Source organism: Aquabacterium sp., from assembly GCF_035476535.1.
GTDB lineage: Bacteria > Pseudomonadota > Gammaproteobacteria > Burkholderiales > Burkholderiaceae_C > Pseudaquabacterium.
This window is the reverse complement of record NZ_DATILJ010000225.1, coordinates 66,392-82,805: the sequence shown is the minus strand read 5'-3', so window position 1 is coordinate 82,805 and position 16,414 is coordinate 66,392. Positions and strand designations below refer to the sequence as shown.

Sequence of the window (16,414 nt, the reverse complement as noted above, 5' to 3'; positions counted from 1 at the left end):
CACCGGGCGGCGGGCGCCGCGCTGATACTTCCGTGGCTGCCCCCGGGAGATCACGATGCACTCGCCGCTGCAGGCCGCGCTTGCGGCCCATCGATTCGGTCTGGGTGAACCCGCGCTGTCGCTGCTCGGCCTCGACGCCCGGGGCTGGCTGCTGGCCCAGATCGGCCCAGCCGATGCCCAGCGGGGCACCGACCTGCCCAGTGCAAGCCGAGGCCTGCAGTTGCAGGCCCAGGCCCGCCAGCGGGTTGAGGACTACCGCGAGGCCCTGCGCGCCGGCATCATCGCCGATCAGCGCGCCCGGCTGGCCACGGCGGCCAGCACGCAGCGGCCGTTCGCCGAACGCCTGGCGCTGTTCTGGACCAACCACTTCACCGTGTCGCTGGCCAAGGGTAGCGCGCGCGGCCTGGTCGGCGCCTTCGAGCGCGAAGCCATCCGCCCGCACATCGCCGGCCGCTTTGCCGACCTGCTGACGGCCAGCACCACGCACCCGGCGATGCTGCGCTACCTGGACAACCACTTGTCGGCCGGGCCGCAATCCCGCGTGGTGCAGCGCCTGGCGCGCCGCAGCCGTGTCGACGCCAGCATGGAGGCGCCGCGCCTCACCGGCATGAACGAGAACCTGGCCCGTGAAGTGCTGGAGCTGCACACGCTGGGCGCCACCGATGCCGGCGGCGCCTACGGCCCCTGGGGCGGCTACACGCAAGCCGACGTCCTGGCGTTTGCCGCGGTGCTGACCGGCTGGCGCGGCGCCGGCCCCGGCCCCGATGGCGCCGTCAACAGCTTCGTCGCCAACTGGCATGAGCCCGGCGCGAAGACGCTGCTCGGCCGGCGCTATGCCGAGGGCCCGCAGGCGCTGGAGGCCGTACTGCAGGACCTGTCGCGCCACCCGTCGACCGCCCGCTTCATCGCCACCAAGCTGGCGCGGCACTTCGTCGCCGATGCGCCGCCGCCGGCGCTGGTCGACCGGCTGGCCACGGCCTTCAAGCGCTCGGATGGCGACCTGCCCACGCTCTACCGGGCCCTGCTCGATGCACCCGAAGCCTGGGCGCCCCAGCCGGCCAAGCTGAAGACGCCGGAAGAGTTCGTCGTCTCGGCCGCACGCCTGTTGCGTCTGGGGGAACGCGTGGCCAGCCGTGCACCGGATGCCGGCCTCGCGGCGCTGGGCCAGCGCCTGCATGCCGCGCCCTCGCCGGCCGGCTGGCCCGACCGCGCCGAGGACTGGCTTGGCCCCCAGGCGCTGTGGCAGCGCATCGAATGGGCCAGCCGCGTCGCCGAGCGCCTGGGCTCGACGATCGATGCCCGCCAGCTCGCCGAGGCCAGCCTGGGGCCGCTGCTCGGCGCGGCCAGCCGCCAGCAGATCGAACGTGCATCGGATGCGCCGCAGGCGCTGGCGCTGCTGTTGATGGCGCCGGAATTCCAGCGCCGCTGATCCCCTGGGAGCTTCTCATGTCGATAGCGTCCAACATGATCGGCCGGCGGCAACTGCTGGCCGCCGCGGCATTGGCACCGCTGAGCACGCTCAGCCTGGCCGGCAGCGGCCGGCCCGAGGGCGGCCGCCTGGTGCTGGTGATCCTGCGCGGCGGGCTCGATGGCCTCACGGCCGTGCCGGCCCTCGGCGACCTGGCCTTTGCACCGGCCCGCGGCGCGCTGGCGCAGTTCGGCGAACCCACGCTGCCGCTGGATGGTTTCTTCGCGCTGCACCCGGCCCTGGTGCAGCTGCACGCGATGTACGGCCGGCGCGAGCTGGCCCTCGTGCAGGCCACCGGCCTGCCGTACAAGGAACGCTCGCATTTCGAGGCCCAGCAGGTGCTGGAATCCGGCGGCAGCCGGCCGCACGAAATCACCACCGGCTGGCTGGGCCGTGCGCTGGCCAGCCGGCAGAGCAAGGGCTTGGCGCTGCAGGCCGCCGTGCCGCTGGTGCTGCGCGGCCCGGCCGAGATCGACAGCTGGGCGCCCTCCGCCCTGCCCGACCCGGCGCCCGAACTGCTGGCACGGCTGGAGAAGCTCTACGAGGGCGATGCCGCGCTGTCGCAAGCGCTGATGCGCGCCCGCGGCCTGCGTGCCGACGGCGCCACGATGCCGGCCGCCAACACCCTGGCCGGCATGGTGGCCGGTGCCGCACGGCCGCCACTGGCGCTGACGCTGGCCCAGCGCGCCACGCAGTTCCTGGCGCGGCCGGACGGCCCGCAGGCCGCCGTGCTGGAGATGGGCGGCTGGGACAGCCACGCCAACCAGGTCTCGCCGCAGGGTCCGCTGGCCAACAACCTGCGCGGGCTCGACGCTGCGCTCGGCGCCTTGCGCGACGGGCTGCAGGCCACGCCCGGGCTGTGGCAGCGCAGCCTCGTGCTGGTGATGACCGAGTTCGGCCGCGAAGTGGCGATCAACGGCACGCAGGGCACCGACCACGGCAGCGGCGGCGCGGCCTTCGTCTTCGGCGGCACGGTGCGCGGCGGTCGTGTGCTCGGCGATTGGCCGGGCCTGGCATCCAAGGACCGCTTCGAGGGCCGCGACCTGCGCATCACCACCGACCTGCGGGCCGTGTTGAAGACGGTGCTGCAGGATCACCTGCAGGTGGCTCGCAGCACCGTCGAGCGCGAGGTGCTGCCCGGCACCGCCGGCCTGGCGCCGCTGTCGCTGCTGCGCGGCTGAGCCCGCGGCCCCGGCCGGACCTCAGACTGCGCGCCGCAGCTCCAGCACCTGCTGCGCCATCAGCTGCGCCGCGCCGCGGTGTGAGGCCGCAAAGTCGAAGGCGCGCTGCACCCATTCATTGCGCCGCGGGTCGCGCGCCAGCGCCAGCGCCGCAACCACGCCGCTGGCCAGGTCGTCCGCGCGCAGCGAGGCCCGCGCGGCCAGCGACTGTTCGGACGCATGCGAGAAATTGAAGGTGTGCGGTCCCATCACCACCGGGCAGCCGCAGGCCGCCGCTTCGATCAGGTTCTGCCCGCCCAGCGGCGCGAAGCTGCCGCCCAGCAGCGCCACGTCGGCGCAGGCGTAGTACAGCGGCATTTCGCCGATGGTGTCGCCCAGCCACACGTCGGCCTGTTCGGCATTCGCCGGCGGCGTCTCGACCCACTGGCGGCGGCGCACCAGCGTCAGGCCCAGCGCCAGCACCAGCGCGCCAACCTCGTCGAAGCGCTGCGGATGCCGCGGCACGATCATCAGCAAGGGCCGCGGCTGCGGCAGCTGGCGCCAGATCTCCAGCAGCGCCTGTTCCTCGCCCTCGCGCGTGACCGCGGCCAGCACCACCGGGCGGGACAGCGACTGGCGCCACTGCAGCCCACGCGCCAGCAGCTTGGGCGAGGGCGTCATGTCGTACTTCAGGTTGCCGCCGATCATCACCTGCTGCGCGCCGGCATCACGCAGCCGCCCACCATCGGCCGGCGTTTGCGCCAGCACCAGGGTCAGGCGCCGCGCGGCCGGGTGCATCAGTGCCGCCAAGCGACGGCCGCGCTTCGCGCTGCGTTCGGACAGGCGTGCATTGGCCAGCACCATCGGCACGCCCAGGCGCTCGGCCTCGCGCATCAGGCTGGGCCACAGCTCGGTTTCCATCAGCACGCCGACGCTGGGCTGGAAGTGGCGCAAAAAACGCCGCGCCGCGCCCGGCGTGTCATAGGGCAGCCAGGCCTGCAAGTCGCCTTCGCGCAGCAAGGCCTTGCCGGCCTGGCGACCGGTCGCCGTGCCATGCGTGAGCAGCAGGCGCAGGCCCGGCTGCTGCTCGCGCAGCGCTTCGATCAAGGCGGCGGCGGCGCGCGTCTCGCCGAGCGACACCGCATGCAGCCACAGCGCGCCGGGTTTCACCGCTTCGCCATACCAGCCCAGCCGCTCGCCCCAGGCCCTGCGGTACCAGGGTTCGCGCGCGCCGCGCCGCCACAGCCGCCACAGGTACAGCGGCAGGCCCAGCCGCAGCAACATCGCGTACAGCCCGCGGGCCAGGCGATGGACGATGTAGGTCGACATGCCGAGCGTGACGCCGGCGGCGGTGCTCAATGCGCGGCCGCGATGATCTGCGCGTCGGGCTTCACGGCGCGCAAGGCGGCCATGAAATCGGTCTCGATGCGGTGCAAGGCCTCGGGCGTGTGGCCCTCGAAGCGCATCACCAGCACCGGCGTGGTGTTGGAGCTGCGGATCAGGCCGAAGCCGTCCGGGTAGTCGGCACGCAGCCCGTCGATGGTCGTGATCTCGGCGCCGGGGAACTTCGCGGTGCGCAGCAGCGCATCGACGACCAGCGCGGGCTCGCCTTCGGCACAGGCCACGTTCAGCTCCGGCGTGTTGAAGGCGGTGGGCAGCGCGTTCAGCACCGCGCTCGGGTCGGCCGAGCGCGACAGGATCTCGAGCACGCGCGCGGCGGTGTACATCGCGTCGTCGAACCCGTACCAGCGTTCGGCAATGAAGATGTGGCCGCTCATTTCACCCGCTATCGGCCCGCCGACCTCGGCCAGCTTGGCCTTGATCAGCGAATGGCCGGTCTTGTACATCAGCGGCACGCCGCCGGCTTCGCGGATCACCGGCGCCAGGCGCTGGCTGCACTTCACGTCGTAGATGATGGTCGCGCCGGGGTTGCGCGTGAGCACGTCGCGCACCAGCAGCATCAGCTGGCGGTCCGGGTAGATGATGTTGCCCTCGCGGGTGACGATGCCGAGCCGATCGCCGTCGCCGTCGAAGGCCAGGCCCAGTTCGGCATCGGTGGCATGCACCACCTTGATCAGGTCGGCCAGGTTCTCGGGCTTGCTCGGGTCCGGATGGTGGTTGGGGAAGTCGCCATCGACCTTGGAATACAGGTCGATCACCTCGCAGCCCAGCGCGCGCAGGATGCCGGGCGCGGTGGCGCCGGGAATGCCGTTGCCGGAATCGATCACCACCTTCATCGGCCGCGCCAGCTTGGCGTCGCCGACGATGCGCTGACGGTATTCGGGCAGGATGTCCATCGTCGCGCTGCGGCCGGCGCCCGTCACATAGTCTTCGTTCTCGATGCGCTGGCGCAGCGCCTGGATCGCGTCGCCATAAATCGCGCGGCCGGCCAGCACCATCTTGAAGCCGTTGTAATCCTTGGGGTTGTGGCTGCCGGTGACCTGGATGCCGCTGGTGCAGCCGTGCTTGGCGCGCGTGGCGGCCACGTAGTAGAGCATCGGTGTCGTCACGGCGCCGATGTCCACCACGTCGAGCCCGGTCGATGCCAAACCGCGGATCAGCGCCGCCACCAGGCCGGGGCCGGACATGCGGCCATCGCGGCCGACGACCACGGCGCGCTCGCCGGCCTTCACGGCCTCGCTGCCGAAGGCGCGGCCCAGGTGCTCGGCGAAAGTCTCGTCGATGCCCTTGCCAACGACGCCGCGAATGTCATAGGCCTTGAAGGCCGAGGCTTGCACTTGCATGAAGGCGTTCCGATCTATGGACAGAGGCGCGATTCTAAGGAGAGGCCCGGCGGCCGTGTTTCGGCAATCGGCGGCCAGGGACAGGTCCGAAAACGGCGAGTCGAAACCAACTCGCGACCTATCATCGCTGCATGACCCTGCACGACGACGCTGCCTACCAGGCGCTGACCGCCCGCGATGCCCGCTTCGACGGCCGGCTGTTCGTCGGCGTCACGTCCACCGGCATCTACTGCCGGCCGGTGTGCCGGGTGCGTTTGCCGCGGCGCGAGAACTGCCGCTTCTTCGTCAACGCCGCGCTGGCCGAATCCAACGGCTTCCGGCCCTGCATGCGCTGCCGGCCGGAGATGGCCCCAGGGCTGTCGCTGAACGATTCATCGCAGGTTCTGGCCCAGCAGGCGGCATTGATGCTGGCACAGGCCGCACACGACGGGCTGGACCCGCCCTTGCCCGAGGTGGCGGCGCGCCTGGGCGTCACCGACCGCCACCTGCGCCGCATCTTCATGCAGGCCCATGGCGTGACGCCGATCGACTACCTGACGACGCAGCGCCTGCTGCTGGCCAAGCACCTGTTGACCGACACGGGACTGCCGGTGACGCAGGTGGCGCTGGCCACCGGTTATGCCAGCCTGCGCCGTTTCAATGCCGCGTTTGCCGAGCGTTATCGCATGAGCCCGACGGCCCTGCGCCGCGAGCGCAACGATGAGGGCCCGACGGCCGCCGACACGGTGCCGACGGTGCGCCTGGCCTACCGTCCGCCCTACGACCTGCCCGGCGTGCTGGCCTTCTTCGCGAACCGCGCGATCGATGGCGTGGAGGCGGTCGAGGGCCTCAACGTGCGGCGCACGCTGTCGCTGATCCACCGCGGCCAGGTGCTGGCGGGCTGGGTCGAGGCGCGCTTCGTGCCGGCGCGGCACGAGCTGCACCTGAGCGTCGCACCCGCGCTGGTGCCGGCACTCGGTGCCGTCGTGCAGCGGGTGCGCCAATGCCTGGACCTCGATGCCGACCCGTCGCAGGTCGACCCGGTGCTGGCGCTGGTGCCCGGCGCGCTGCGTGAAGGCGTGCGGCTGCCGAGCGGGCTGGACGGCTTCGAGATCGCCGTGCGTGTGATCCTCGGCCAGCAGGTCACGGTGGCCGCGGCGCGCACGCTGACGCGGCGGCTGGTCGAGCGTTTCGGCGAAGCACTCGCAACGCCCTTCCCTGCGCTGCACCGGCTGTTCCCATCGGCACAGGCCTTGGCGGCAGCCGACCCGGAAGTCATCGGCAAGCTAGGCATCGTGCGCCAGCGGGTGCGGGCACTGCAGGCGCTGGCCACCGAAGTGGCCGCAGGCCGCCTGGTGCTGCACCGCGCGGCGCCGCTGCTGGCGACGCTGGAGGCCCTGCAGGCCCTCCCCGGCATCGGCGCCTGGAGCGCGCAGCTGATCGCGATGCGCGCGCTGGCCTGGCCCGACGCCTGGCCGGCCAGCGACATCGGCATCCTCAATGCGCTGGGCACGCGCGACATCAAGCTGGCCACCGAGCAGGCCGAAGCCTGGCGGCCGTGGCGCGCCTATGCCGTCATGAAACTCTGGTTGAATCTGGAACCCGCATGAAGCTCAAGAACCTGACAGCGCAGACGCGCCTGGAAACACCCCTGGGTCCGATGACGGCGGCCGCCACCGAGCACGGCCTGGCCGGCCTGTGGTTCGACGGCCAGGCGCATCACCCGGGTCCGCTGGACGCGCCGGAGCAGCCGGCGCAGCGCTGGCTGGCCGCCGCCGCGCGTGCGCTGGAGGCCTACTTCGCCGGCCGCCAGCCGCCGACCCTGCGCTACGACCTGCAGGGCACCGCCTTCCAGCAGGCGGTGTGGAGAGAACTGCAAGCTTTGCCCACGGGCCACACCGCCACCTACACGGCAATCGCCGAACGCAGCGGCCGGCCGGCCGCCGTGCGCGCGGTGGGGGCCGCCGTCGGCCGCAACCCGGTGTCGGTGCTGGTGCCCTGCCATCGGGTGCTCGGCAGCTCGGGGTCGCTAACAGGTTATGCGGGCGGCCTGGAGCGCAAGCGCGCCTTGCTGACGCATGAGGGCGTGGCGCTCGCATGAGGACCCGCGATGGGCTGGACCTGGTGCTGCTGGCCGCGATCTGGGGCGCCTCCTTCCTCTTCATGCGCATCGCCGCGCCGGCCTTCGGGCCGGTGGCGCTGGCCTTCGTGCGCGTAGCCGGCGCAGCGCTGATGCTGCTGCCGCTGCTGGCCTGGCGTGGCGAGCTGGGCACGCTGCAGAAGCACTGGCGGCCGCTGCTGCTGGTGGGCATCACCAACTCGGCGCTGCCCTTCATCTGCTTCGGCTATGCCACCTTGTCGATCACCGCCGGCCTGGCCTCGATCTTCAATGCCGCGACGCCGCTCACCAGCGCGCTGTTTGCGTGGGCCTGGCTGAAGGAGCCGATGACGCGCTGGCGCACGGCCGGCCTGGCGCTGGGCTTCTTCGGCGTGCTCGGGCTGGCCGGCAACAAGGCCGGTGTGCGCGGCGAGGGCATCGACCTGCCGGTGCTGCTGGCCATCGTGGCCTGTCTGCTGGGCACCTTGCTGTACGGCTTCTCGGCCAGCTTCACGAAGCGCCGCCTCACCGGCGTGTCGGCGATGACGCTGGCCACCGGCAGCCAGTTCGCCGCCGCCATCGCGCTGGCGCCGCTGGCCGTGGTCACCTGGCCCGCCGCGATGCCGGGCGCGCTGCCCTGGGGCGCCGCGGCAGCATCGGCCTTGCTGAGCTCGGGCCTGGCCTACATCCTCTACTTCCGGCTGATCGCCCACGTCGGACCGACGAATGCCGCGTCGGTGACCTTTCTGATCCCCGTCTTCGCGGTGGTCTGGGGCGCCTGGCTGCTGGACGAGGCGATCACGCCGGCGATGGTGATCGGCGGCGCGGTGATCGTCGCCGGGACCGCGCTGGTGCTCGGGCTGCTGCCGCGACCGAAGCGGGCGTGAGGCCGCGGCGCCGCGCACCACGGCCCGCGGCAGTCAGCGCAGCGTGAGCGTGCCGATCGGCGACAGCCCACCGCCGCTGCCACCGCGCACGATCACCATCTCGCCGGAAGCCGGCGCATGCCCGGTCAGCGCCTGGATGTTGGCGCCGTGCGTCACGACCAGCAGCACGCCGGGACCTTGCCACGCCGCGATCACGCGCCGCGCCCCTTCGGCCAGCGCATCGCGCTGACCGCTCAGCACGAAGGCATTCGAAAACGCCGGCTCGCGCTGCACCGCGCCGATGTCGATCAGTCCTGCGGTCTCGACGCAGCGGCACCACGGCGAGCTGAGCACCCGCGCCACCGGAATGCGCTCGGCCCGCAGCCGGCGGCCGATGGCGCGCGCATCGGCGCGGCCGCTCTCGCTCAGGTTGCGCTGCGTGCTGCAGTCGTCCAGCCGCCAGCCGGGTGGATCGCCAGCGCCGCCGGGCGCCTCCGCATGCCGCAGCAGCGCGACGACGGCGTCGCGCCGCAACGCGGCCCAGGCCGCGGCTTCGTCGGCGCGCGCCGGCAGCAGCGCGGCGGCCAGCATCAGCAGCAGCGCAACGATCCGGGCCGGCAAGGTGCAGCGCATGGTGTCCTGTTGTACCGCAACCTTGCGACAATCGCCCCCCATGAGTACCACCATCCTCCCCTCTATCCCCGTCGGCGAGCGTGTCGGCATCGCTTTTTCCGGCGGCCTGGACACCAGCGCCGCGGTGCACTGGATCCGCGGCAAGGGCGCGATCCCGTGTGCCTACACCGCCAACCTCGGCCAGCCCGACGAGAGCGACTACGACGACATCCCGCGCAAGGCCAAGGCCTATGGCGCCGAGATCGCCCGCCTGATCGATTGCCGCCCGCAGCTGGTGGCCGAAGGCATCGCCGCCATCCAGTGCGGCGCCTTCCACATCTCCACCGGCGGCGCGACCTACTTCAACACCACGCCGCTGGGCCGTGCCGTCACCGGCACCGCGCTGGTGGTGGCGATGCGCGACGACGAGGTCAACATCTGGGGCGACGGCAGCACCTACAAGGGCAACGACATCGAGCGCTTCTACCGCTACGGCCTGCTCGCCAACCCTGCCCTGCGCATCTACAAGCCCTGGCTGGACCAGCGCTTCATCGACGAGCTGGGCGGCCGCAAGGAGATGAGCGAGTACCTCATCGCCAACGGCTTCGACTACAAGATGAGCACCGAGAAGGCCTATTCGACCGACTCGAACATGCTGGGCGCCACGCACGAGGCCAAGGACCTGGAGTTCCTGAACAAGGGCCTGAACATCGTGCAGCCGATCATGGGCGTGGCCTTCTGGCGCGACGACGTGGCGGTCAAGCCCGAGACGGTGTCGGTGCGCTTCGAAGAAGGCCAGCCGGTGGCGCTGAACGGCATGAGCTTCTCCAGCGCCGTCGCGCTGTTCGAAGAAGCCAACCGCATCGGCGGGCGGCACGGCCTGGGCATGTGCGACCAGATCGAGAACCGCATCATCGAAGCCAAGAGCCGCGGCATCTACGAGGCCCCGGGCATGGCGCTGCTGCACATCGCCTACGAGCGCCTGGTCACCGGCATCCACAACGAAGACACCATCGAGCAGTACCGCAACAACGGCCGCCGCCTGGGCCGCCTGCTGTACCAGGGCCGCTGGTTTGACCCGCAGTGCATGATGTTGCGCGAGACCGCGCAGCGCTGGGTGGCGCGCGCCGTCACCGGCGAAGTGACGCTCGAGCTGCGCCGCGGCAACGACTACACGCTGCTCGACACCACCAGCCCCAACCTGACCTACGCGCCCGAGCGCCTGTCGATGGAAAAAGTCGAAGGCGCGTTCACGCCGGCCGACCGCATCGGCCAGCTGACGATGCGCAACCTGGACATCCAGGACACGCGCGACAAGCTGCAGATCTACAGCCAGGTCGGGCTGATCGGCACCGGCTCGGACGGCGGCATTCCGCTGCTGTCGTCGCCGGCCGACAAGCGCTGAGAGCGCGTCAGGCCAGCGCCGGGCCGCCCCAAGCGGCCTGAGCTCCCCTCGGGGGAAGGCGGCGCAGCCGCCAAGGGGCCGACATTCAGGCCGGCGGCTGAAGCTCCAGCGCGGCCTGCACGATCGGCCGCGCCCAGGCCGGCGTGGCGGCCAGCGCGCGGGCATCGCCCGGCTTCGGGAAAACCACGCGGCCGCGGTCCATGTCCAGCACCAGCACCGGGTCCGGGATGTCTTCGCCGGGCGCGGCTTCGGCGCTGTTGTCGAAGACCTGCAGCCGGCTCAGTTGCGGCAGCAGCCTGACCAGGTTGGCGCGTGAACTCATCCAGCGTTCACGGATCCTGGCTTCGGGAATGTCGTGACCGCCATGGGCCACGCGCAGCCGCACTCGCTGCAGGTGCTGCTCCACCGAGGCCAGGCCGCAGAACAGCAGCACCAGGTCGTGGCTGCGGGCGGCGCGCTCCAGCAGATCAGGGATCGTGCGACCGCCCAGCGTGGTTTCGAACACATGGTTCTCGCCGCCGGCGATGGCCGCTTCCAGCCGGTCACGGCCCAGCGCCCAGGCCCGGGCGTTGGCCTCGGCGGCCGGCAGCCCCAGCGTGGTGATCAGTTCACGCGCGAGCGCATCGGGGTCGAACCAGCCCAGGCCTTGCTCGGCCAGCAGGGCACCGCCCACCGAACTCTTGCCTGCGCCGTTGACGCCGGCCAATACCAGGATGAACGGGCGCGGCGCCCGCCGGGTCGGCACGCCGGCTGCGGATCAGAACGCGGCGCCGGCCTTGGGTCGCCGCGCACCCAGCTTGCCCTTCGCGCCGAACAGCGCCTGCACCCGCGCCGGCGCCTGCGGCTGCTGCAGACCGGCCAGTCGCTGCTCGAAGCGCTGGGCCAGCTCGTCCAGTTGCGACTGTTTTTGTGCCTTCAGTTCGTGCAGCTCCTGCGCCAGCTGCTCGTAGGTGGAGGCCTGCAGCAGCACCATCTCGACCGTCGAGTGGTTCGTGATCGCCACGCTGCCGTTCTGGCGCACCAGGCGCACCACCTCGCCCCACTGGTTCTTGACCTGGGTGGCGTTCTGCCGCGGCAGTTCACTCAGTTGGCGCAGTTCGGTGGTCATCGCAGGCTCCGGGTCCAGTGGACCAGGGCCATTTTAGGCCGATCAGGCCAGTTTGGCAAAAATGGCTAATTTAGCCATGCCGAGGCGGTCGCGGCGGCCAACGCCGCTTCAGCTGCAGACCTTGTTGCGCCCGGTGTGCTTGGCCAGGTACAGCAGGCGGTCGGCCGCGTCCAGCAGGTCCTTGACCTCTTTCATGTCTCCGGCGAGCTGCGTGACGCCCAGCGACACCGTTTGCCGATGCTCGACCCGGTTCTTGGCGCCCCGGCTGTCGGTTTCGATGGTGAAGACATGAGCTTCGACGGCCGTGCGGATGCGCTCGGCCAGTTCGGCGGCTTCGGCCAGCGGCGTGCCGGGCAGCACGACGATGAATTCCTCGCCGCCCAGCCGGCCCAGGATGTCGACCTTGCGCACGATGCCCTTGACCACGCTGGCGCTTTCCTTCAGCACCAGGTCGCCGGTGCTGTGGCCATAGCGGTCGTTCACGCTCTTGAAATGGTCCAGGTCGTAGTAGATGACCGACAGCGGCCGCATCGTCAGCCGCGCCAGCTTGACCTCGCTCTTCAGGGCATCGGTGAGGTACTGGCGGTTGAACAGCTCGGTGCCGGCGTCGACGGTGGCCATGCGGTAGATGCGGTCGTGCAGCAGCGCATCCAGGCTCTCGTGTTCGTAGAACTTCAGGAACACCTTGCCCAGGCGGATCAGGTCGCCGTCCTTGAGCAGCAGCGGAGCCTCGACGCGCTGGTTGTTGACATGCGTGCCGTTCGACGAGGACAGGTCGCGGATCATCACCGTATCGCCGGAAATCGACAGTTCGGCATGCCGGCGGCTGACGCTGGGCGTGTCGATGTAGATCTCGGCATTGGGCAGGCGACCGATGGTCATGGCATGCGAATCCAGCACGAAGCGCTTGCCGGTTTCGGTGCCGCTGTAGAGGATCAGGCACGAGCGCCGTGCACCGGGGCCGCCCAGGTTCTGGAACAGCGTGACCTCATTGGTCTTCAGGATGACGGTGGTGTCGGCGGTCATGAGCGGCAGGCAAGCATCGATTCTTGCGGTTCAACCCAGTTGCTGCAAGGCCTGCGCCAAGTCGGCCTGCAGGTCGTCCGCGGCTTCCAGGCCGATCGAGAAGCGCACCAGATGGCCTTGCAGCTCACCCGGCTGCCCGCCGCGCAGGACGCTCAGTTCGTAAGGTACCACCAGGCTCACCGGGCCACCCCAGGAGTAGCCCAGCTTGAATAGCCGCAGCGCGTCGACGAAGGCATCCACCTGCTGCGGCGCCAGCGCCGGATCCAGCAGCACCGAGAACAGCCCGGCGGCGGCGGAGCAGGTGTGCGCCCAGTGCGCATGCCCGGGCGCGCCGGGCAGGGCCGGATGCAGCACCCGCGCCACCGCCGGCTGCGCCGCCAGCCAGGCCGCCAGCTGCCGCGCCGAGCGGTCGTGCGCGTGGTAGCGCAGCGTGATCGTCGGCAGCGAACGCAGCACGGCCTCCACGTCGTTGCCGCCCACGCCCAGGCCCAGCCGGCCCTGCGCCTGCCCCAATCGGTGAAACAGCGCCTCGTCGCGCGTGACCACCGAGCCCATCAGCACATCACCGCCGCCCGAGGGGTATTTGGTCAGCGCCTGCATCACGATGTCCACCCCTTGTCCATCGGCGAACTCGAACGCGCGGAACGCGATGCCGGCGCCCCAGGTGTTGTCCAGCGCGGTCGGCACGCCCCGTTCGCGCGCCGCGGCCACCAGGCCGCGCAGGTCGGGAAATTCCATCGTCACCGAACCCGGCGCTTCCAGCCAGACCAGTTTCGTGCGCTCGCTGATCATCGTGCGCAGGCCGGCGGCATCCAGCGGGTCGTAGAGCCGGTGCGTGATGCCCCAATCGGCCAGCAGCGTGCGCGCCAGTTCCCGCGACGGGCCGTACACATTGGCCGGCAGCAGCACTTCGTCACCCTGCTTCAGCAGCGCCACGTCCACCGTCATGATCGCCGCCAAGCCACTGGGCGCCAGCACGCAGAAGCGGCCGCCTTCCAGCGTGGCCACGCGCTGCTCCAGCGTGAAGGTGGTCGGCGTGCCGTGCAGCCCGTAGGTGTAGCCCGCGCGGCTTTTCCAGTTGCGCGCACGCATGGCGGCGACGTTCGGGAACAACACCGTCGAGGCCTTGTGCACGGCCACCGGCACCGAGCCGAAGCCAGCCGGCGGCTGGTACGGATGGTGGATCAGTCCCGTGATCAGGTCTTCGCTCATGGTCTGCGGCGGGTCTTCACGTCAGATCGGCTGGCCGATCAGGTCATGGCCCTCGGTAGCGACGATGCGGGCGCGGGTGAAGTCGCCCACCTTCAAGGTCTTGGAGGCCTTCTCGGGCGGTAGCAGCCGCACGGTGCCGTCGATCTCCGGCGCATCGGCATAACTGCGACCGACACCGCCCTTGCGGCCCAGCGCCGGCGCCTTGTCCACCAGCACCTGCATCGTGGCGCCGACGCGGCGCTGCAGGCGCTGGATCGACACCTCTTCGGCCACCGCCATGAAGCGCGCACGGCGCTCTTCGCGCAGTTCGGCAGGCACCGGGTCGGCCAGTGCATTGGCGGCCGCACCATCGACCGGCGAATAGGCAAAGCAGCCGGCCCGGTCGATCTGCGCCTCGCGCACGAAATCCAGCAGGTGCTGGAATTCAGCCTCGGTCTCGCCCGGAAAGCCGGCGATGAAGGTCGAGCGCACCACCAGTTCCGGGCAGGCCTCGCGCCACTTCAGCAGGCGCTCCAGGTTGCGTTCGCCGCTGGCCGGGCGCTTCATGCGCTTCAAGACATCGGGGTGCGAGTGCTGGAACGGCACGTCCAGGTACGGCAGCACACGGCCGCTGGCCATCAAGGGCAGCACTTCGTCGACATGCGGGTAGGGGTAGACGTAGTGCAACCGCACCCAGGCGCCATGCGCGGCGGCCAGCGTGGCCAGTTCCTGGCACAGCTCGAGCATGCGTGTCTTCACCGGCTTGCCGTCGAAGAAGCCGGTGCGGTACTTGACGTCGACGCCATAGGCGCTGGTGTCCTGGCTGACGACCAGCAGTTCCTTGACGCCGGAGGCGAACAGCGCGCGGGCTTCGGCCAGCACATCGCCGACCGGCCGCGACACCAGGTCGCCGCGCATGCTGGGGATGATGCAGAAGGTGCAGCGGTGGTTGCAGCCTTCGCTGATCTTCAGGTAGGCGTAGTGCTTGGGCGTCAGCTTGATGCCCTGCGCGGGCACCAGGTCGACGAAGGGATCGTGCGGCTTCGGTGCATGCAGGTGCACCGCATCCATCACCTCCTGCGTGGCATGCGGGCCGGTGACGGCCAGCACCTTCGGGTGCACCGCGCGCACCAGGTTGCCGCCATCGGCCCCGGCGCGGGCGCCCAGGCAGCCGGTGACGATGACGCGGCCGTTCTCGGCCAGCGCCTCGCCGATGGTGTCCAGGCTTTCCTTCACCGCATCGTCGATGAAGCCGCAGGTGTTGACGATGACCAGGTCGGCGCCGGCAAAGGTCTTGCTGGTGTCGTAGCCTTCGGCCGAGAGCTGGGTCAGGATCAGTTCGGAATCCGTCAGCGCCTTCGGGCAGCCGAGCGAAACGAAGCCGACCTTGGGCGGCCGGGCGCCGGCAGCGGCGGCCGCCAGAGGAGCGAGGGTGTCTTGCATGCCCCGATTGTCGGTGATCGGGCCCATGCCCGGCCACCGCCCGGGCCGGGCGGTGTTCAGCGCTTGCCGCCGAAGCCGGGCATGCCCGGGAACAGCACGCCGGCCTGCATCTGGTCCTGCATCTTCTCGAACAGGCTCTTGCTCTGCTCGATGTAGTTGCCCATCAGGCCCTGCATCAGCGGCGCCTGGCCGGTCATGAACTGCGACCACATCTCGGGCGTGAAGGTCTTGGGGTCGTACAAGCCCTTGCTCTGGTCGGCCAGCCGCGCCTGCAGGTCGACGAAGGTCTGCAGGTTCTTCTCGAGGTAGGTGCCCATCACGCCCTGCATCGCATGGCCGTAGAAGCGGATGATCTGCGCCAGCATCTGCGTGCTGAACATCGGCACGCCGCCGGTTTCTTCTTCGAGGATGATCTGCAGCAGGATGCTGCGCGTCAGGTCGTCGGAGGTCTTGGCATCGCGCACCTCGAAGGTCTCGCCGTCGAGCACCATGCGCTTGACGTCGGCCAGCGTGATGTAGCTGCTGGTCTGGGTGTCGTAGAGGCGTCGGTTCGGGTATTTCTTGAGGACGCGCGGGCCGCTTTGCGCGGTCGCTTCAGCACCGCCTGTAGCGGTACTGCGGCGGTGAGAAGGCATCGCGAGCAACTCCTTGTGCAATGCGGAAACATTCTAAGGAGGCTTGCCCACCCTCCCGGCAGGGCTTACCCGGGCGTTGTTTTGTGCGCGCCCATGCGCCTGCCAAGCGCCTGATCAGAGCTTGTCCATCAGTAGCTGGCGGATCTCGCCATCGTTGAACATGCCGTCGGTGCGCAGGGCGTAGGCGCAGGCCATCGAGAGCACGCCGCCGTCGAACTGCATCGCCATCTGGTCCTTGGCCTTGACGTTGCGCAGCTTCACGCGCTTCAGGCCCTCGCGCACGGCTTCCTTGCCCATCGCGTCCATGCAGATCATGCGCAAGGCCATGTTCAGGCGGTGGCAGGACAGGTTGTCGACGAAGTTCAGCGCCTCCATGTCGTCGGCAAAACTGTCCCAGTCCACCTCGTAGGGAATGGCGACGCCGCAGATCTCGGCGATTTCCTGCTCGCGGGCGGGAAAGCTGGTGTCCTGCAGGTCCTTGATCTTGCGGCGTTCGCTCAGTCCCATCGGTGTGCTCCATGAAGGCGGCCGCGACGTGCGGCGCATGGGCGGCATCGTCGTGCGCGCGGGTTTCAGCGCGGTATCGGTGGGGCGCCGGCCCGCCGGCGCATTGGCTTCAATTGCTGCAGCAGAAGACAGCTCCTTCACGATCAACATCGCCGCCAGCATGTTCTGACGG

17 protein-coding genes are annotated in these 16,414 nt (G+C 70.2%); 7 read left to right on the top strand and 10 right to left on the bottom strand.

The window, feature by feature from the left end:
* Positions 1–55 precede the first annotated feature (55 nt).
* Complete coding sequence (locus tag VLK61_RS22460) at positions 56–1,429, top strand: DUF1800 domain-containing protein (protein ID WP_325424135.1); 1,374 nt, start codon at positions 56–58, stop codon at positions 1,427–1,429.
* Positions 1,430–1,446: 17 nt separating this feature from the next.
* Positions 1,447–2,649: a DUF1501 domain-containing protein gene (locus VLK61_RS22455; RefSeq protein ID WP_325424133.1), complete on the top strand. Its 1,203-nt coding sequence runs from the start codon at positions 1,447–1,449 to the stop codon at positions 2,647–2,649.
* Between the two features lie 21 nt (positions 2,650–2,670).
* Here VLK61_RS22455 and VLK61_RS22450 read toward each other — a convergent pair whose 3' ends face one another.
* Together VLK61_RS22450 and VLK61_RS22445 are read right to left on the bottom strand one after the other, a co-directional pair.
* A complete protein-coding gene (locus VLK61_RS22450; RefSeq protein WP_325424131.1) occupies positions 2,671–3,987 on the bottom strand; it encodes a 3-deoxy-D-manno-octulosonic acid transferase in 1,317 nt (438 codons plus the stop codon).
* Positions 3,984–5,372, bottom strand: a complete 1,389-nt coding sequence (locus tag VLK61_RS22445) for a phosphomannomutase/phosphoglucomutase (protein ID WP_325424129.1) — start codon at positions 5,370–5,372, stop codon at positions 3,984–3,986. The genes VLK61_RS22450 and VLK61_RS22445 overlap by 4 nt, the downstream gene beginning before the upstream one ends.
* A gap of 131 nt (positions 5,373–5,503) precedes the next feature.
* On the opposite strand from VLK61_RS22445, the gene VLK61_RS22440 reads away from it, so the two are divergent.
* Genes VLK61_RS22440 through VLK61_RS22430 form a run of 3 tightly spaced genes read left to right on the top strand, consistent with a single transcriptional unit; the run spans position 5,504 to position 8,336 of the window.
* Entirely contained in the window at positions 5,504–6,961 is a 1,458-nt protein-coding gene (locus VLK61_RS22440) for a DNA-3-methyladenine glycosylase 2 family protein (protein WP_325424127.1), read from the top strand.
* Positions 6,958–7,452, top strand: a complete 495-nt coding sequence (locus VLK61_RS22435; RefSeq protein ID WP_325424125.1) for a methylated-DNA--[protein]-cysteine S-methyltransferase — start codon at positions 6,958–6,960, stop codon at positions 7,450–7,452. Before VLK61_RS22440 ends, VLK61_RS22435 begins: the two co-directional genes overlap by 4 nt.
* Entirely contained in the window at positions 7,449–8,336 is an 888-nt protein-coding gene (locus tag VLK61_RS22430; protein ID WP_325424123.1) for a DMT family transporter, read from the top strand. The genes VLK61_RS22435 and VLK61_RS22430 overlap by 4 nt, the downstream gene beginning before the upstream one ends.
* Before the next feature lie 33 nt (positions 8,337–8,369).
* Here the strand turns inward: VLK61_RS22430 and VLK61_RS22425 are convergent, their stop codons facing one another.
* Complete coding sequence (locus VLK61_RS22425) at positions 8,370–8,948, bottom strand: histidine phosphatase family protein (RefSeq protein ID WP_325424121.1); 579 nt, start codon at positions 8,946–8,948, stop codon at positions 8,370–8,372.
* 40 nt (positions 8,949–8,988) lie between these two features.
* Here VLK61_RS22425 and argG point away from each other — a divergent pair, with 40 nt between their 5' ends.
* A complete protein-coding gene (argG, locus tag VLK61_RS22420; protein WP_325424119.1) occupies positions 8,989–10,332 on the top strand; it encodes an argininosuccinate synthase in 1,344 nt (447 codons plus the stop codon).
* Between the two features lie 85 nt (positions 10,333–10,417).
* Here argG and VLK61_RS22415 read toward each other — a convergent pair whose 3' ends face one another.
* The 7 genes from VLK61_RS22415 to VLK61_RS22385 all read right to left on the bottom strand — a co-directional run bounded on the left by VLK61_RS22415 (position 10,418) and on the right by VLK61_RS22385 (position 16,242).
* A complete protein-coding gene (locus VLK61_RS22415; RefSeq protein WP_325424117.1) occupies positions 10,418–11,077 on the bottom strand; it encodes an AAA family ATPase in 660 nt (219 codons plus the stop codon).
* 12 nt (positions 11,078–11,089) lie between these two features.
* Positions 11,090–11,440: a type II toxin-antitoxin system prevent-host-death family antitoxin gene (locus VLK61_RS22410; protein ID WP_325424115.1), complete on the bottom strand. Its 351-nt coding sequence runs from the start codon at positions 11,438–11,440 to the stop codon at positions 11,090–11,092.
* Between the two features lie 108 nt (positions 11,441–11,548).
* Positions 11,549–12,466: a GGDEF domain-containing protein gene (locus VLK61_RS22405; protein ID WP_325424113.1), complete on the bottom strand. Its 918-nt coding sequence runs from the start codon at positions 12,464–12,466 to the stop codon at positions 11,549–11,551.
* A 30-nt stretch (positions 12,467–12,496) separates the two neighbouring features.
* A complete protein-coding gene (locus VLK61_RS22400; protein ID WP_325424111.1) occupies positions 12,497–13,678 on the bottom strand; it encodes a PLP-dependent transferase in 1,182 nt (393 codons plus the stop codon).
* A gap of 21 nt (positions 13,679–13,699) precedes the next feature.
* Positions 13,700–15,100 carry a 30S ribosomal protein S12 methylthiotransferase RimO gene (gene rimO, locus VLK61_RS22395; RefSeq protein ID WP_325424109.1) on the bottom strand — a complete coding sequence of 467 codons (1,401 nt, stop codon included), beginning with the start codon at positions 15,098–15,100 and terminating at the stop codon, positions 13,700–13,702.
* Positions 15,101–15,156: 56 nt separating this feature from the next.
* A complete protein-coding gene (phaR, locus tag VLK61_RS22390) occupies positions 15,157–15,735 on the bottom strand; it encodes a polyhydroxyalkanoate synthesis repressor PhaR (RefSeq protein ID WP_325424107.1) in 579 nt (192 codons plus the stop codon).
* 114 nt (positions 15,736–15,849) lie between these two features.
* Positions 15,850–16,242, bottom strand: a complete 393-nt coding sequence (locus VLK61_RS22385; RefSeq protein ID WP_325424105.1) for a hypothetical protein — start codon at positions 16,240–16,242, stop codon at positions 15,850–15,852.
* Positions 16,243–16,279: 37 nt separating this feature from the next.
* Between VLK61_RS22385 and VLK61_RS22380 the strand changes: the two genes are divergently transcribed.
* On the top strand, positions 16,280–16,411 hold the full coding sequence (locus tag VLK61_RS22380; RefSeq protein WP_325424103.1) for a hypothetical protein: 132 nt from the start codon (positions 16,280–16,282) through the stop codon (positions 16,409–16,411).
* Positions 16,412–16,414 lie beyond the last annotated feature (3 nt).

What these genes read in the sequence shown, in the direction of transcription:
- phaR (WP_325424107.1), bottom strand. Translation starts at nt 15,735, where the DNA reads ATGCCTTCTCACCGCCGCAGTACCGCTACAGGCGGTGCTGAAGCGACC.
- rimO (WP_325424109.1), bottom strand. Translation starts at nt 15,100, where the DNA reads ATGCAAGACACCCTCGCTCCTCTGGCGGCCGCCGCTGCCGGCGCCCGG.
- VLK61_RS22435 (WP_325424125.1), top strand. Translation starts at nt 6,958, where the DNA reads ATGAAGCTCAAGAACCTGACAGCGCAGACGCGCCTGGAAACACCCCTG.
- VLK61_RS22440 (WP_325424127.1), top strand. Translation starts at nt 5,504, where the DNA reads ATGACCCTGCACGACGACGCTGCCTACCAGGCGCTGACCGCCCGCGAT.
- argG (WP_325424119.1), top strand. Translation starts at nt 8,989, where the DNA reads ATGAGTACCACCATCCTCCCCTCTATCCCCGTCGGCGAGCGTGTCGGC.
- VLK61_RS22380 (WP_325424103.1), top strand. Translation starts at nt 16,280, where the DNA reads ATGGGCGGCATCGTCGTGCGCGCGGGTTTCAGCGCGGTATCGGTGGGG.
- VLK61_RS22430 (WP_325424123.1), top strand. Translation starts at nt 7,449, where the DNA reads ATGAGGACCCGCGATGGGCTGGACCTGGTGCTGCTGGCCGCGATCTGG.
- VLK61_RS22455 (WP_325424133.1), top strand. Translation starts at nt 1,447, where the DNA reads ATGTCGATAGCGTCCAACATGATCGGCCGGCGGCAACTGCTGGCCGCC.
- VLK61_RS22445 (WP_325424129.1), bottom strand. Translation starts at nt 5,372, where the DNA reads ATGCAAGTGCAAGCCTCGGCCTTCAAGGCCTATGACATTCGCGGCGTC.
- VLK61_RS22385 (WP_325424105.1), bottom strand. Translation starts at nt 16,242, where the DNA reads ATGGGACTGAGCGAACGCCGCAAGATCAAGGACCTGCAGGACACCAGC.
- VLK61_RS22405 (WP_325424113.1), bottom strand. Translation starts at nt 12,466, where the DNA reads ATGACCGCCGACACCACCGTCATCCTGAAGACCAATGAGGTCACGCTG.
- VLK61_RS22425 (WP_325424121.1), bottom strand. Translation starts at nt 8,948, where the DNA reads ATGCGCTGCACCTTGCCGGCCCGGATCGTTGCGCTGCTGCTGATGCTG.
- VLK61_RS22400 (WP_325424111.1), bottom strand. Translation starts at nt 13,678, where the DNA reads ATGAGCGAAGACCTGATCACGGGACTGATCCACCATCCGTACCAGCCG.
- VLK61_RS22460 (WP_325424135.1), top strand. Translation starts at nt 56, where the DNA reads ATGCACTCGCCGCTGCAGGCCGCGCTTGCGGCCCATCGATTCGGTCTG.
- VLK61_RS22410 (WP_325424115.1), bottom strand. Translation starts at nt 11,440, where the DNA reads ATGACCACCGAACTGCGCCAACTGAGTGAACTGCCGCGGCAGAACGCC.